12 protein-coding genes are annotated in these 15,304 nt (G+C 48.3%); 10 read left to right on the forward strand and 2 right to left on the reverse strand.

Annotation, left to right across the window (positions count from 1 at the left end; all coding sequences use genetic code 11):
* Positions 1-69 precede the first annotated feature (69 nt).
* Both B9G79_RS05895 and B9G79_RS05900 read left to right on the forward strand, forming a co-directional pair.
* On the forward strand, positions 70-828 hold the full coding sequence (locus B9G79_RS05895) for a replication-relaxation family protein (RefSeq protein WP_088564709.1): 759 nt from the start codon (positions 70-72) through the stop codon (positions 826-828).
* Positions 829-841: 13 nt separating this feature from the next.
* A complete protein-coding gene (locus B9G79_RS05900) occupies positions 842-2,158 on the forward strand; it encodes a type IV secretory system conjugative DNA transfer family protein (protein ID WP_088564710.1) in 1,317 nt (438 codons plus the stop codon).
* Positions 2,159-2,233: 75 nt separating this feature from the next.
* Here the strand turns inward: B9G79_RS05900 and B9G79_RS05905 are convergent, their stop codons facing one another.
* Positions 2,234-2,662 (reverse strand): hypothetical protein, encoded by a 429-nt coding sequence (locus B9G79_RS05905; RefSeq protein ID WP_088564711.1) that lies wholly within the window; start codon positions 2,660-2,662, stop codon positions 2,234-2,236.
* 723 nt (positions 2,663-3,385) lie between these two features.
* Here B9G79_RS05905 and B9G79_RS05910 point away from each other — a divergent pair.
* The 7 genes from B9G79_RS05910 to B9G79_RS05945 all read left to right on the forward strand — a co-directional run bounded on the left by B9G79_RS05910 (position 3,386) and on the right by B9G79_RS05945 (position 13,462).
* On the forward strand, positions 3,386-4,522 hold the full coding sequence (locus B9G79_RS05910; RefSeq protein WP_088564712.1) for a hypothetical protein: 1,137 nt from the start codon (positions 3,386-3,388) through the stop codon (positions 4,520-4,522).
* A gap of 120 nt (positions 4,523-4,642) precedes the next feature.
* Positions 4,643-6,496, forward strand: a complete 1,854-nt coding sequence (gene ftsH / locus B9G79_RS05915) for an ATP-dependent zinc metalloprotease FtsH (protein WP_088566795.1) — start codon at positions 4,643-4,645, stop codon at positions 6,494-6,496.
* Positions 6,497-6,540: 44 nt separating this feature from the next.
* On the forward strand, positions 6,541-7,683 hold the full coding sequence (locus tag B9G79_RS05920; RefSeq protein WP_088564713.1) for a winged helix-turn-helix domain-containing protein: 1,143 nt from the start codon (positions 6,541-6,543) through the stop codon (positions 7,681-7,683).
* A gap of 615 nt (positions 7,684-8,298) precedes the next feature.
* Positions 8,299-8,739: a hypothetical protein gene (locus B9G79_RS05930; protein WP_088564714.1), complete on the forward strand. Its 441-nt coding sequence runs from the start codon at positions 8,299-8,301 to the stop codon at positions 8,737-8,739.
* Between the two features lie 20 nt (positions 8,740-8,759).
* A complete protein-coding gene (locus tag B9G79_RS05935) occupies positions 8,760-10,676 on the forward strand; it encodes a leucine-rich repeat domain-containing protein (RefSeq protein ID WP_088564715.1) in 1,917 nt (638 codons plus the stop codon).
* Positions 10,677-10,741: 65 nt separating this feature from the next.
* Positions 10,742-11,905, forward strand: coding sequence for a hypothetical protein (locus tag B9G79_RS05940; protein WP_157678738.1), 1,164 nt, complete (start codon positions 10,742-10,744; stop codon positions 11,903-11,905).
* Positions 11,906-11,914: 9 nt separating this feature from the next.
* On the forward strand, positions 11,915-13,462 hold the full coding sequence (locus tag B9G79_RS05945; protein WP_088564717.1) for a hypothetical protein: 1,548 nt from the start codon (positions 11,915-11,917) through the stop codon (positions 13,460-13,462).
* On the opposite strand, the gene gstA is transcribed toward B9G79_RS05945, so the two are convergent.
* A complete protein-coding gene (gene gstA / locus B9G79_RS05950) occupies positions 13,459-14,067 on the reverse strand; it encodes a glutathione transferase GstA (RefSeq protein WP_232469219.1) in 609 nt (202 codons plus the stop codon). The two genes, B9G79_RS05945 and gstA, sit on opposite strands and share 4 nt — an antisense overlap.
* A 128-nt stretch (positions 14,068-14,195) precedes the next feature.
* Between gstA and B9G79_RS05955 the strand changes: the two genes are divergently transcribed.
* Positions 14,196-15,266: an NADH:flavin oxidoreductase gene (locus B9G79_RS05955; protein WP_088564719.1), complete on the forward strand. Its 1,071-nt coding sequence runs from the start codon at positions 14,196-14,198 to the stop codon at positions 15,264-15,266.
* Positions 15,267-15,304 lie beyond the last annotated feature (38 nt).

A 15,304-nucleotide genomic window follows, 5' to 3' on the forward strand; every position in this document is an offset into this window, starting at 1 on the left:
ATCTTTCATTAGTCCGGCTTTGTTGTTGGTTTGTGTTTGCAAATCAAAAAGTCGGCGAAGGGAAAGAGTATGCAGACTGCTTATAGTTTTTTTGATTTACCGTATGTTGTGCAAAAAGTTACTCCGCAAAAGGGGTATAGGTTAACTGAGCGAGAGCTTGATGTTTTGGAGTTTGTTCTGGAAATGAAATTCTCAACGCTCGAAGATTTGCACGCGAAGTTTTTTAAAGTTACCAAGCTCGGGACTGTTAGTAGTTCGCTGATCTGGGCAAGGCAACGAGTTCATAAATTAGTAAAAGCTGAAATGCTTCAGATTTTAACTGATGTGTGCGCAAGACCGCTTTATGTGATCACTCAAAAAGGTTACTTGTTTTTGCGAAACTCGCGTTCGCAGAAAAACTATTGTCGTCCACTTTTGGATGTCGATGGTCGCTTTTTTGATCATGACCAGCGTGTGGCGCAGGTTCGGATTGTTCTTGAAAATTCTGGTGTTGTTAAAGAATGGATTTCCGAAAGACAACTTTCTGAGATTGAAGAGTATCGAAAGTATTTGCCGACGGAATTTCGTCCGGATTCTATCTATGTGACTCAGGAAGGGCGGCGAGTTGCCTTCGAGCTTGAGATTGCACGCAAAACTAAGGAGCGATATCAGCAAAAGGTGAAGCGCTACATCCATATGATGACGGCAGCACCGGATGCTGAGCGACTTTTTGAGGAGGTTCACTATGTGTGTGAAAAGGAAGCCGTTCGGAATCTGATTCAAGACCACACTCAGCTGTTTCAGCCACTGTTTCGTTTTAGCATGTTGAGCGAAGTTTTGGGCGAGTAGGGAGGGTTTGAAAATGGAACAAGTTAAAAACTTATTTTTGAGAAATTCACCTGCAGCCCAGGATCGTGTTGTTTTGGGTAGGGTCTCTGGATCTATGTGGCGAAAGGAAGAATTAACTGAAGGACAGCTGAATCACCACGTTCACGTTGTTGGGGCTTCTGGTTATGGGAAGACGGTTTTACTTTCCCATATTATCAAGCAGCGAATCCAGCAGGGAAAAGGTTTGCTCTTTATTGATTTAAAATCGGATATGGAGACTCTGCTAAAGTTCTCCAAGCACGTGGCAGAAGCTAACCGTATTGACGATTTAATGATCTTTTCCCTTACGGAAAAGCAAATGTCCTTGTCATATAATTTGATCGAGGATGGGACCGCTACGCAACTTCGTGACAGGATCATCAATAGCCTCAATTGGTCAGAGGAGTATTATAAAAATCAATCATCGAGTTTCATCCTAAAGCTGATGATTTTGCTCTGCTGGCTCCGCGATAATAAACAAGAACGTTTCCATTTGGGGACAGTTCTTGATTGCGCCAGTAACCCGGTAAAGATCATCGAGGTCGGCAATAAGATCCCCATGACTGAAACGAAACTGAAAATTTACGCTCAGAATCTGAAAGAATTCTTGGATGCAAAAGAGCATTTTAATTCATTGCAAGGGTTGCGAACTCAGTTGGAAAGTATTGTTCTTTCGGACTTTGGAGAGTTGGTAACTTCAGAGGTCCTAGGTATCAACTTATTTGAGGCATATACCAAATCTAAAATCATCTTCCTATTTTTGGATTCCCGTCGGTATGGCGAAACAGCCAAAGCATTAGGTCGTTTCATTTTGCAGGATTTGAAATCCGTTTCGGCAAGAGTTGACGGCGAGGTTCCAAAAGAACAACGAAAATCATTTTCGGTGATCATCGACGAGTTCGCAGATTTAGCCCAAGAAGACTTCATTGGTTTCCTCGATCGTGCCCGAAGTAGCCGGATGTCGGTGGTGGTGGCACACCAAGAGATTTGCGATTTACAGCGCATTAGCCCCGAGTTTGCAGGTCGGCTTATGGGAAACACATCAACCTTGTATTCGTTCCTCCAGAAGCGTCCTGAGAGTGCAGAAATCATCTCCGGCATGGCGGGGACCCGGACGGTCTGGAAGCAGACCCGGCAGACGGAGCGCTTGGGGTTCTTTGAGATGGACTCGGGTGGCGGGAGTCGGCGCGAGGTTGAGGAGTTCTGTATTCACCCGAATACCATTAAATCGCTGAGAGTGGGGAAATGCGTTTGTATTAAGAAGTACCCGGAGGCAAGGGCCTACCTGGTGAACGTTTTTGAAGGAAAATGACATCATTAATCACGGATGGTCTAGCTTAGTAGGGTGATATGTTCATTTTTAGATGAACTGTCTGTTTAATTTAAACTAGAAACGACGTGAAAGATCTATAGCTTCTTTAAAGCCAATCTCACCTTTTTCCAATTTTTGTTGAAGCTCTAAAATGTCTTCAGACTTTGGAAGTCCCTCGATTGAGATAGAATCTATGCACGAGCCTAATTTCTTGAGTTGTGGAAATAAAATGGTATTGAGTTGATCAATCAAATATTCTCGAAGCCGAAAGCAGTTGTAAGTGAAGCGTAGGAAGCGGATTGTAAAGTAGTATTCCGTTATGCGCGCATCATAAAGCGTTCGTCCTTGCCAGCCACTTTGTTTAGTTAAGTTTAGCACTCTGACTTCTTGCGCTTGTCGAAAGGCGCTGAAATCAAAATAGCTTTTCTGCCCCTGAGAGGTCATTTGAAAGTGATTTACAGGCGTTGAGTCTCGTTTACTTTCCTTAATTAAGTTTTTGATCATGAGCGAGAATCCTTGCTCACCCTCAATCCACGTGGGGGCCTTAATTGTAAAGACTTGTTCCCTCGATGAGCTACGTAATACTGAAAACTCTGCTTTTGCCGCTTTTTGAGAACAAAACGGGTGTTAACTGGTTGAATTTACTTTGCGAACCGACCAGCACCCCAATTTACATCAAGTAACTATTTACGCCATCACTACTTGGGCCCATATAGGGACTTATTACTTTTGTGATGATTTATGGCATATAGCCTTCGCTATATCTTTGTGGCGTTCCGCTCTAGTCTTCTGGCCTTCGTTTCTCGAGTAACCGTTCGATGAATATCCGTCTCGTCCCTAAAATTTACCGATGAACCCCGGTTCGTACCGTCTCTCATGCAAGTAAGTTTCTTGCTGCAATATTTCACGGTCCACAATTTTGGAATTACACGAAGCTGGCGGGATTATGAAGCATTCATCTTTTCATTTGAAAAGAAGATAGGTGAGTCGCTATTGTTGCCCACAAAGCTCCCATCCAGGAGAACGCGACCTTAATCTGAACCACGAACCTCTCCGCTATTCTCCTTTCGATACAACCTCCGTCCCAAAATATACCTGTCGCGGAATTTCGTTCTACGTATTCAACGTTTCACCTACCATCAATTAGGGGGATATTCATGCGTCTACTGAGTGCAAAGTCAGCTCTGCTTGCTATTGTCATTTTCCTTTCAAATATCTTCTTTATAAATGCCGGGGGGTGTTGAACAACCCCAGAATATTTATCTTGCCGCCAATGGTGATGACCGGGGTGACGGCAGTGCTCAGCGGCCCTATCTGACTTTAAAGAAGGCGCATGCAGCTGTCGCGGCCATCTATAAACTTCGTCCTGATGCCCATGTTCAGGTTTTCATCCGCGGGGGCGTCTATTACGGGCAAACCCTCGTTTGGACGGCTGTGCCTAGAGCGGGCAGCTTGATTATTCGTGGTTATGGAAGCACTAAGCCCGTTTTTGATGGGCGTGCTCATGCCAATGCTGCTGTGGGCAGCACGGTTTCGCTTTTAAGTTTAAGACCCGCAAAAGCAGGGCAGTATAACATCACGGTTTCTCACCTAAGACTGCAAAACTATCTAGAGGGTATTGATCTGATCGCCCCAAGTCGCGATATTATCATGCAAGGAATTTCCGGCCTTGTCCTCGAGCACCTGGAATTCTACAAAATCGGAAGTGAACATGCTGCGGTCTTGGATGCGACAGGCAAGCGTCGAGCGGGCCTTGCCGCCATTCGTATGGTTAACGTCAAGCAGTCGCAGTTTCGCAATAATGATTTTAAAGACCTCTATAATCTAGGTCGCAGTGGGGGTTCGCAGCATGCCTATTATGCGGCCCATTACTCTTCTAATAACACCTTCTACGGGAACAGGTTCATTCGAAACCTTTCCGGGCACGCGATCAAGATTCGTGATTTTTCCAATGATAACTTGATTCACTACAACTACTTTGAAACTGTGACCCCGACTGCTTTGCAGATCTGGCATTGTGAAAAGAAAGACCGCAGTGACTGCACCAAGGCGGGCTTAGGGGAATCTCGTTCCTACAATACGAAGGAAACCAAGAATATCTACATCAATACGGAAAAGTACAGCGTGTTTAAAGAAAGAGTTGGGCAGAATAGTCCGCTTCCTTATCCGGGCGGGGTTTATGACTTTATTAAAGATGGTGCGACCTACCTTAGGTATATTGTTCGTTCGCAACTAAATAGCAGGACACTTGTCGGAATCTGCGAACGCGCGAACGATTGTATCAGCTCGACAGCGAGATGTTATAAAGATCAATCTGGCACCCAAAATCACAAGTGTGAAAAGGGCAACTGGGTTGCGAGGTAAATCGTTATAGACCGAGGTCTAGAGCTGATGCACACGCCCAAAGTACTCTGACAGTAATCGAATGCAAAACTGGTTTTCGGGGCATTGAAAACGCAAAATAGATTGCAAGTGGGGGGTGTTTTGACTGAACCCATTCGTAATTTCTTTTGGATCTTTTTTGTGATTCTGAGCTTTTTCTGGCTGCAGAGCATTTGGTTTGGCTCGCGCACCGTGCAGCAGATTCCCTACAGCCAGTATGAAACTCTTATGAAGCAAGGCGATGTGCAAAATCTGGTCGTGACAGAAAAGCACATTCGCGGGGAATTCAAACAGCCCCAAAATGGGTTTAAAAGCTTTGTCACCAATCGGGTCGAGCCCGAACTTGCCAAAGAACTGTCGGGGGCCGGAGTCAGCTATCGCCGTGAAATTGAAAACACCTTTATTCGCGATCTTTTATCGTGGATCATCCCAGCCCTGATCTTTGTGGCGGTCTTTCTGTATTTCAGTCGTAAGATTGCAGAAAAAGGCGGGATGAGCGGCTTGATGTCCGTCGGCAAAAGTGGCGCCCGTCTGTATGCCGAAACCGGAGTGAAGGTGTCCTTTGAGGATGTGGCGGGCGTGGAAGAAGCAAAAGGGGAACTGTATGAAGTCGTCCAGTTTCTTAAGAGCCCTGAAGAGTTCGGCCGTCTGGGGGCGCGAATGCCGAAAGGAATTCTTCTGGTGGGGCCCCCAGGAACGGGCAAGACCCTTTTAGCCAAAGCGGTCGCTGGTGAAGCGCAAGTTCCATTTTTTTCAATCACCGGTTCTGAGTTCGTGGAAATGTTTGTCGGGGTCGGAGCCGCCAGAGTGCGGGACCTTTTTGAACAGGCAAGAAAGAATGCTCCCTGCATAATATTTATTGATGAGTTAGATGCCTTGGGAAAAGTTCGCGGCGTGGCGGGTTCTTTCGGGGGACATGACGAAAAAGAGCAGACTTTAAATCAGCTTCTGGCCGAATTGGATGGATTTGATTCTCGTTCGGGCGTGGTGATTCTGGCTGCCACGAATCGCCCTGAGGTGTTGGACCCCGCGCTTTTGCGGGCCGGCCGATTTGATCGCCAGGTTTTGGTGGATCGCCCGGACCGAACAGGGCGGGAGCAGATTCTGCGGGTGCACTTAAAGAAGATCAAGGCGGATGAAGCTTTGAATATCGAACATCTGGCACATCTGACTTCGGGATTTACAGGAGCAGACATTGCCAACCTGATCAACGAGGCCGCCATGGTGGCGACTCGTCGCAAGGCCGAAACTGTCAGCGAAAAAGACTTTGTTGCGGCGATCGAAAGAATCGTGGCAGGCCTTGAAAAGAAAAGTCGTTTGCTGAATGAAAAAGAAAAAGCCATTGTGGCTCACCATGAAATGGGCCATGCCATTATGGCCTGCCTTTTCCCGGGCGTGGATAAGGTGCAAAAGATTTCAATCATCCCCCGAGGTTTGGGTTCTTTGGGATACACTATGCAGCGCCCGACAGAAGATCGGTATCTCATGACCCGACCAGAGCTCTTGGACAAGATATGTGTTCTTTTGGGCGGACGAGTCGCTGAAGAGCTGATCTTTGGAGAAGTTTCCACAGGGGCCTCGGATGACCTGGTTCGCGTGACTAACATCGCTGAAGCGCTCGTTACTCGCTATGGGATGAGTGAGGTTTTGGGCAATATCGTTTTTGAACAGCCCACGGGAAATTTTCTTGAAGTACCCGGAGCAGGCTATCGAAACCGCACCTACAGTGAAGAAAGTGCCACCGAGATTGATCAGGAGATTCGTCAGATTGTGGCGGCCTGTGCCTTGCGAACACGGGAATCATTGGCGGCGAACTTAAAGATTCTCAAAAAAGGGGCCGCCCAACTTCTTGAAAAGGAAACTTTGGGTGAACTCGAAATCGAACTTCTGATGCGCGACCTGGTGGTTAAAAACGCCGCGGCCCCCCAAGGGCGGGACTTATCGGTTTTGCGTTGAGCCAACAGTATATCTGCCAGGCGCCTCGATGGTAAAAGATATCCATGTCGAAAAACCTCACCAAAGAACAAACCCGCATCCTCTGGCTTGCATCCCAAGGCCTCACGGAACCTAAACCCTTCGGTCAAGGCCCCAAAGCCACCGTTAAAGCCATCAAGCACTTGGGTTATGTTCAGATCGACACCATCAACGTGATCGAGCGGTCCCATCACCACATCTTGTTTTCGCGCATCCCGGACTACAAGCGCTCGCACCTGCACCAGGCGCAAAGCAAAGATAAGACGATCTTCGAGTATTGGACCCACGCCCTGGCGTACATTGCCACTGATGATTTTAAATACTTCATCAACGACATGAACCGCCGCAAGGCGAATCCTTCCGAATGGTATTCCTCTGTCACCGAAAAAGATGTGAAGGGGATTTTAGCCACTATCAAAAAACAAGGCCCCATCAGCATTCGCGATGTGACCGATGACGTGTTGGTTGAAAAAACTCACGCATGGGCCAGTAAAAAGCCTTCAAAGAAATTCCTGCAATGCGGATTTAACGGTGGGGACTTGGTCATCGCCGAACGCCTAGGCATGCTTAAAAAGTACGACCTGACTGACCGTCACTTCGCGTGGGACAAGCGCCCGAAGGCCGCGACGCCGGCCGAAGTGTGCGAATACTACATTGACCGGGCCTTACGATCCCAAGGCGTTATCAGCCTTGATTCCGCCGCCTATATGACCAAAGCTCCATTCAAGAAAGAAATCCTGAAACGCATCGAAGCCCGGGTCAAAAAGGGGAGCTTGGTCCCTGTCCAAATAAAAGGCCTTGAAAAAGAAGCCTTCTGGATCGAAGCCGAAACGCTAGACAGCGAAATGCCCGAAGCCAACGACATGACCCACATCCTGTCGCCGTTTGACCCACTGGTCATTCAGCGCAAGCGCTTTCACATGTTCTTTGATTACGATCACCGCTTTGAAGCCTACGTCCCGAAAGAAAAACGCAAGTACGGCTATTTCGCCTTGCCGGTGATCATCGGGGATCAGGCCGTGGCGGTCATTGATCTCAAGACCGATCGCCAAAACCAAGAGCTTCTGATTCAACAATGGAGCTGGCTGGGTAAACACAAATCCAAGGCCAATAAAGAGAAAATCGAGAAAGAGCTTCATCGGTTCGAGAAGTTCCAGCTCGGAAAATAGCCGGTCCTGTCCGTCCTTTTTCTCGGACGGCTTCCGGATTTTCAGACGTTCTGGGGCTTAAAACGAAATAAAGCTGTCCTCAGGCCCCAACGACGGGGTCTTCACCTTGCAAAAGGGTCTTCCTGAAAAAAAGAGGAGACCCCATGAAGTCATTCATTCTATTTGCCGCCACCATCCTTGCCGCGACCTCGGCTCGTGCCACCGGCCGATGTTCTATGGAAAATATATCCGTTCAACAAGCTCGCGACCGAGTTGCTTGGCTTAAACGCTGTATCGATGAAAACAACGGTGTCTTTCTGAACTTCACCCATGAAAACGCCAAATACTTTGGAGGCATGGTCAGAGCCAACGCCGTCATGATAGTCACGACAGCCAACTATCCGATTTTTGGTAATGAAGAACAAAACTGGGCGCCGGGGCAGTTGTGCCAAGTTCCCGATGGCGTGCGATTTATTGCCGTTTGTGAAACGTCGATGACCGAAAAGATCGTGATGCCCAATCCATTTACGCCACAGCCTGAAAAGAAGCCAGAACCCAAACCGCAGCGCCCGCCCCGAGAGATTTGCCCCCCGAGAGATTTGCCCCCCTCGTCTGTGTCAATAAAAGGAGCATCAAATGAAAGCACTCATTCTAAACACCATTATTTTTCTGGCAGCCACTTCCGCCAAGGCCTCTTTCGAAAGATGCACGGTGGAACAATTGACGGTGGCTCAAGTAAAGTCTCGCATTGCTTGGTTGAATCGCTGCATCCAGGAAAACAACGGCTCTTTCCTAGAGCTCACCAAAGACAGCGCTCAGTACTTCAGTGTCAAGGAAGCAGGGACTGAGTCCGAGTCGACCGCCACCGTGAATTATCCGGTCTTTGGTGATGAAGAGCGAAACTGGGCCCCCGGTGAAGTCTGCCGAGTCCCCGAGGGTGTCAAGTTCGTGGCGGTTTGTCAGTGGTCGCTGACTGAAAAGTTGGCTCCGCCGCCCCAGCCACCACCGCCCAAAAAAGAAAAAGAATACTATCCGCCGCCTAAACGCCACGAAGTCTGTCGAGTTCAAACCTGCTAATAAAATTTAACGGAGAATATATGAAAACGAATTTACTGAAAAAAATCAAACTAGGCATGGCCGCGGCCCTGATTACGGGCGCAGCTCCAGTCTCTGCGGAAACAATCACCAAACTTTCAGAACAAGGCTTTCTGGGTTCAGGTTTTGATTCCGCGACTCAAACCTTCAAAGTGCCTTGCGTGACGGGAACCCTTGCCTATGTGGGCAGTTCCAACGGCTATGTCGGCGTGGAAGCGGGTGTCAGTCAAGAACGCCTGCTGACAGAGCTGGGGATGGCGATCGGGGCGGATATCTCGTTGGATATTATCTCTGCCGGTGGGGCTGCAAACTTCACGGGCAGCACCGCCAACACCTCCAACTCGGTTTCTGCGGCCTACGTTATCAGTGCGGCCGGGAAAAACGCCGTTTTGCAGAACCTGACGCTCACCCAAGCAGGCAAAGATGCGGTCAGCAAAGGAAATGTTAAACAAGTTTGCGGTGACAGCTATATCCGCTCTTTGGCTTTGGAAGCAAAGCTTTTGATCAACGTGAAGTTCACTTTCACTTCCAGCGACTTGAAAGCCAACTTTCAGTCTGATGCGAATGCCAACATCATGGATATTATCAAGCTAAACGGCCGCATGAACGCGGCTGTTCAAAAATACGGCCGCGACGTGAAATTCACGGTTACCGCAGTTCAAGTGGGTGGGGACGTTTCAAAACTGGCTAATATTCTAAAGGGCGTTGAGACCTCTGAAGAAAAGATCAAAAAAGGCGTCACCGCCCAGATCTTTAAGTGCGATATCGAAAAGTACGAAGCGTGCTATGAGGCGATCTCTCAGATGATCAATTATGCGACTGAAGAGGGTGGTTTTTCGTCTCAGTTGAACAACATGACCTACCAGCCTCAGAAGTCTGACGGTCCGGCGTGGATGCAGTATGGTTACACCAGCTATGCCAACTCTGAAGCTCAGGAACTCAGCAGTGAAGTCACTGAAATCGGCGAAGACATCAAACAAAAAAGAAGATCCCTGGTGCGCCAGTACTTGAAGCTGAGCGCTGACTTGGGTCGCACTCAAGATTTACTGGATATCAGCATCGAGCATTCTGAAGAAAAAGCGCGTCTTCAAGCCCTTCAGACCGTGATTCGTGATAACTTTGACGTTGTTCAAAACGCGATCAAGATTTGCCGTGAAAATCCGGATTCTTGCGTGAACGCTTTTGCCGGTATGACGGAAAAGCTGAAGTTCTATGATTCCCGCGAAATCACAAAAATGATGACCTTTGAAGATTACTGCGGTCTTTCTGACGAGACCTCGGTCACCAAGGAAACAGTGAAGGCGATTCGCACGGCTGCAAAAGTTTCTGAAAAGATGAATTGCTCCCAAGCATTCCGTTATCTGCAGGATCTGCACAAGCTGAATCTGGCCAACACCAAGATTTCTTCCCTGGAGCCCTTGCGCGGTTTGAAGTCCCTGACGTCTTTGGATGTTTCAGAAAACGAAATCTTCATGTTGGACGGGATTGAGAACCTGAAAAGCCTGGAAGTTTTGAACATGCACCACAACCGCGTGATCAATATCGACAAACTGAAAGAATTGCCTAATCTGTCGCATGTGAACTTTGCCAATAACAACGTTAGCAATCTGTCAGCGCTTTCTGCCATGAGACTGGTGACCATTCGTGCCTACGGGAACCCGTTGTCAGAAAAATGGAATCACGAAAATCACGGCATTCAGAACCATATTATCACCAACAACCGTGCCTGCGATCTGCTGCGCCAAACGATGTTTCATCAGGGTGTGGATATCCGTCAGGCCGAAGCCCTGAACACGGCACCGATCTTTAAGGTCCCTGGTCAGTTCGGTAACTCGAATGTGGAAGGCTGGTACAGCTGTGACATCGCGGTCGCTGCGGTGAAGGCTGAACCCGATTTCTGGAAAAGCTTAGCTCAATAGGACGATTTATGAATGCTCAGGCACTTCTTGTTAACATTCTAGCATTGTTGCTTGCAGGAGTTTCCGTGCCAGCGTGGGGCCAGACCGTGCCCCGCGCGGAACAAGAAGCCTGGGCTTTGGGAACGGGATATGACACCAAAACCAAAGAACCCCGCGCACGCTGCCTTAAAGGCCGAGTTCATTACCGGGGCCTGTCCGAAGGGCAATTGCAACTGACGACAAACTTATCCCTAAACGGAATTAAGACCTCGTTAAGTGGTAAAGTGTCTGCTGAAATCAATGCCGTCGTATTGGGCGGCAGTGCTTCGGCCTATACGTCGACGTCTTATGAAGACGGGACGATGGCGGGTTCCACCGGATTTAAATATGAAATGCGCGGTAAAACAGCCGCGTTGATTGATTATGAGCTGACCGAAATTGGTAAAAACGCCCTGGCATTGAATGACCCCAAGGCCTTTGAAGAAATTTGTGGCAACAGCTTTCTTGATAGTGCCGATATGGGTGGGGTGCTGCTGATTCATAATCGCCTTGATTTGTCTAAAAAGTACTTTCGTAACCAGATCGACATTAAAACCGAAGTCTGCGTGTTGGGTCTGTGTAAGTCTGATTCGGTGACGGTCGTTAATCAAAAGCTGCATGAAAACACTTTGATCACGACAACGGCCACCCAGCTTGGCGGTAACAAGAGCCGCCTGCCGCAGTTTGAATTAAAAAGCTGCCGCGTGGACAACGTCGAACCTTGCCGGGATATCGTGAATCAGATTTTGGACTATGTGAATGGTCCTGAAGGGTTTGCCGCCCAAATGGCGTCTTTGGAATACAACGAGGCCAAGCTTGAGGAATCGCCAATACTTCAATACAACCTGGATTCCTACACCCGAACAGGCTTGCTTCCATCTTATTGGAGCTTTAGTGAAACGGGTGGGACCGACCCTGAATTTATTGAGCAGTTTGTCGAGGTTCATTCCGCCGTCCTTAAAAGACAGGCAAGGGCTGAAATCCTGCTGGCGAATGCAGAGCTGGAAATAAACCACCAGCGCTCGGTTCAACAGTATTTGAACTTTGCCAAAAGTGCCTCACGCAAGATCGCAGTTTCCATGAACCGCTGTCAGAAAAGTCAGTCCTGTATTTTGGAAATTCGCGACGCCAAGAACCTTTATCAGCAATTGGTTGGACAAGACATGGTCCTTGAATTGCAAGATTCAGAGATGTTCAAAAGCGCGAGGTAGTAACCGGCTATGAAACTTCTAAAATCCCTTCCTGTCCTTATTGCATTTCTAATTTTGATCGGCTGCGGTCCGCAGCCGCGCAATCATCATATTGATTTTGACTATGATCAGGCCTTTTTGACGGAAACCCGTCGCAACATTCCTGACAATCTCGCTTTGGGCAGAAGCTACAACGTTTTGACCGGAGACGTGGGTCGCGAGTGTGCAACAGGAACCAAAACCCCTCAAGGCGAGCTGGTACTGAAAAACAGTCTGAATCGCAACTTGTCCCCGGATCAAGTTTACGAGCTTTTAGGATTTAACCAAGGACAGTATCCCAATCAGAAGACGTTCTTTTCGGGCAGTTCCGTGGACAGATTTTTGCTGCCGCCAAAAGAATCGTTCCGCAGAATCTTTTTTTACAGTCTTTCCTTGCGCGGTCTTACGCTGAAGCTAGATCAAGTTAAACTAAGCCAGAAAGACTGCCAGCAAGCCTATATCGAAAGCCAAAACCTTGGCGCCGATATTTTGGTGAAAGTGGACATGTATTTTCAAAACCGTCAGGCGGCGGATCTTTTTGAAAGCCAGGCTGACGGCAGCTCGCTTAAATCCTTATTTCGTGTTTTGCGGCAACATAAAAATTTAGATGGATTTATGGTGTCCGCCCTGCAGTGGGGCGGGGATCCTCAGCAGTTTATTAAATTTACGGCCAATGAACTTAATGGGCTTGCCCAGTGTAATATGCAGGCGGATCTGAATGCCTGTGCCGAGATTTATGAATCCCTGACAAGCTATGCCCTGAACAAACAAACCGGTTTGCTTCAGCAGGTTCTAGCGGGTGGGGCTTCATCTTCAATTGTTTCCTTTAACTGGAAAGAACTAAAAAGTCCGCTGTTCACCCAGCAGGAGGAGCAGGCGCTGCAGCAGCTGAAAGTCCTTTCAGAGGCCTATCGCAAATTGCAGGTGACATCAGGGCAAATGGAAAGCTGGCAAAGTATTGTCTCCGTCCCCGGTGCTTATCGCGAGATATGGGACAAAGCTAAAGAAAACATCAATCAAGCCAAAATTCAGATCGAGGATCAAGTCCTTGCTTGTTTCCAAAACCTGCAGACCTGTGAAATCAATCTAAGGCAGGATGCCGTGGCCTTTCCAAAAATTCCGACTTTTATGTACTGGTGTCAAAACTCCAGCGATAAAGTATTTCAAACTTTGACGGACAAGTTTGCGGGAAGTTGTGGGGCGGCTTTTCTGTACCTGAATGAAAGTCCGCGTTTGGATCTTTCAAAGATGGAAATCGAACATCTGGATTTTTTGGAAAACCTGCCCGAAAAAGAAGTCATCAATCTAAAACGAAATAACATCTCAGATCTCACGGCGTTGCAGACAGTTGCCGGAGTGGGAACTTTGGATCTTTCAGAAAACTCGGTCGGGGACTGGGAAGCTGTTGCGGCGATTCAAGGGCTCAAGAATCTGGTGGTGAGCGAAAGTGACTTCTTGCTTTCCGTAGCAGCAGAAAAGTGCCCGGACTATAAAGTTTGGGCTCGCGGAAGAATCCTTGAGCCCCCATGTGCTAATTAAAGACGGATGCCTTCCGCAGCAACAGCTTCTTTTACGGAAGCACGCTCTGCCACTTTAGTCATCAGACCTTGGATCGCCTTGTGGTTCGTGGTGTCCACATTCACAAGGTTCGTCCAGCGAAGAACGTTGTAAGCATAGGCATCCACAAGCGAGAAATTATCACCCAAAATGTAGGCGTTGTTTTGCAGGTGCTGATCCAATACGCCCAGACGCAATTGGACTTTTGCTTGGATCGCCGCTTTTGTTTCGTCGTTCATGTGTGCCGAGTTGAAAAGGGAACCAAGACCTTTGTGCACTTCTGTTGCGATGAAGTTTAGCCATTCCATCGCTTTGTAGCGTTCCATGGTGCCGAACTTAGGCAAAAGATTTTTCTCTGGAGCTTGGTCTGCGATCCATTGCAGAATCACCGCGCCTTCCGTCATCAAATGACCGTTCGGAAGCTGCAGGGCAGGGATGTAGCCTTTTGGGTTTACTTTTCTGTAGTCGCCGCCAGCGTACTCTTTGTTTTTCAGGTCCACTTTTACAAGTTCGAAGTTCATGCCTGCTTCACGCAAGGCGATTTGAGAAGCCAGGGCACAGGCACCAGGAGAATAAAACAGATTCATTTTCAGATTCCTTTGCATAATAAATGCGTTTAAGCGTCAAATGTACCACTTACTGTTACATAAGGGCTTCCATTATTGCAACAATAATAGTAACATTAACGCTCCATCGATCCTTCAAAGGAGCATTCTTGAATACTCACTCACTTTTTCAGCCCTTCCAGTTTAAAGGACTCAGCCTTAAAAATCGCATCGTCATGGCGCCGATGACGCGTCAAAAATCTCCGAACGGTGTGCCGACAGAAGACGTCGCGAAGTATTATCAACGTCGTGCTGAAGGGGACGTCGGTCTGATTCTGTCTGAAGGAACCGTGATCAATCGTCCGGCTTCTTCCAATGAAAAAGACGTTCCGCACTTCTACGGTGAAAAACCCCTGACTCAGTGGAAAGAGGTGATTACTGCGGTTCACCAAGCTGGCGGCAAGATGGCGCCCCAGATCTGGCATATGGGAAAAATGAAACCCAGCGGATCGGGCTGGTTGCCAGCAGCACCCTTTGAAGGACCGGCCGAGATGACTGTGGAAGACATTCAAAACACCATCAACGCCTATGCACAAGCGGCTTTGGATGCAAAGAATCTGGGCTTTGACACCGTTGAACTGCACGGAGCCCACGGCTATCTGATTGATCAATTCTTCTGGCCGGGAATGAACACTCGCACGGATCGCTTTGGTGGAAACACGATCGCCGCAAGAAATACCTTTGCCGTGGAAGTGGTGAAAGCCGTTCGCGCGAAAGTCGGCCCGGATTTCCCGGTGATCCTGCGCTTGTCTCAGTGGAAACAGCAAGATTATAACGCCAAGGTCGCAACGACGCCGAAAGAGATGGAAGAATGGCTGTTGCCACTTTCTGAAGCGGGCGTGGATATTTTCCACTGCTCTCAAAGAAGATTCTGGGAGCATGAGTTTGCAGATTCTGATTTGAACTTCGCGGGCTGGGCCAAGAAAATCACCGGCAAACCAACGATCACGGTCGGCTCTATCGGTCTGAGTGGTGGGGACTTCTTAAACAGCTTCCGTGGGCAGGGTGCCGAGGTCGGGGGCCTTGACGAATTGACCCGCAGATTAGATCGCGGGGACTTTGACCTGGTGGCTGTCGGCCGTGCGCTGCTCAGTGATCCGCAGTGGGTGAAGAAAGTAAAAGATGCCCGCACGGCAGAGCTGAAAGGCTTTAATCCGGCGGACCTTGCCGTTCTGACATAGGTTCTGGGCTTTGACATGCGAGGTCTTTCCGGTATGCT

Source organism: Bdellovibrio bacteriovorus, from assembly GCF_002208115.1.
GTDB lineage: Bacteria > Bdellovibrionota > Bdellovibrionia > Bdellovibrionales > Bdellovibrionaceae > Bdellovibrio > Bdellovibrio bacteriovorus_C.

Coding starts and splice junctions, on each gene's coding strand:
- B9G79_RS05895 (WP_088564709.1), top strand. CDS start 70: ATGCAGACTGCTTATAGTTTTTTTGATTTACCGTATGTTGTGCAAAAA.
- B9G79_RS05900 (WP_088564710.1), top strand. CDS start 842: ATGGAACAAGTTAAAAACTTATTTTTGAGAAATTCACCTGCAGCCCAG.
- B9G79_RS05905 (WP_088564711.1), bottom strand. CDS start 2,662: ATGATCAAAAACTTAATTAAGGAAAGTAAACGAGACTCAACGCCTGTA.
- B9G79_RS05910 (WP_088564712.1), top strand. CDS start 3,386: ATGCCGGGGGGTGTTGAACAACCCCAGAATATTTATCTTGCCGCCAAT.
- B9G79_RS05920 (WP_088564713.1), top strand. CDS start 6,541: ATGTCGAAAAACCTCACCAAAGAACAAACCCGCATCCTCTGGCTTGCA.
- B9G79_RS05930 (WP_088564714.1), top strand. CDS start 8,299: ATGAAAGCACTCATTCTAAACACCATTATTTTTCTGGCAGCCACTTCC.
- B9G79_RS05935 (WP_088564715.1), top strand. CDS start 8,760: ATGAAAACGAATTTACTGAAAAAAATCAAACTAGGCATGGCCGCGGCC.
- B9G79_RS05945 (WP_088564717.1), top strand. CDS start 11,915: ATGAAACTTCTAAAATCCCTTCCTGTCCTTATTGCATTTCTAATTTTG.
- gstA (WP_232469219.1), bottom strand. CDS start 14,067: ATGAATCTGTTTTATTCTCCTGGTGCCTGTGCCCTGGCTTCTCAAATC.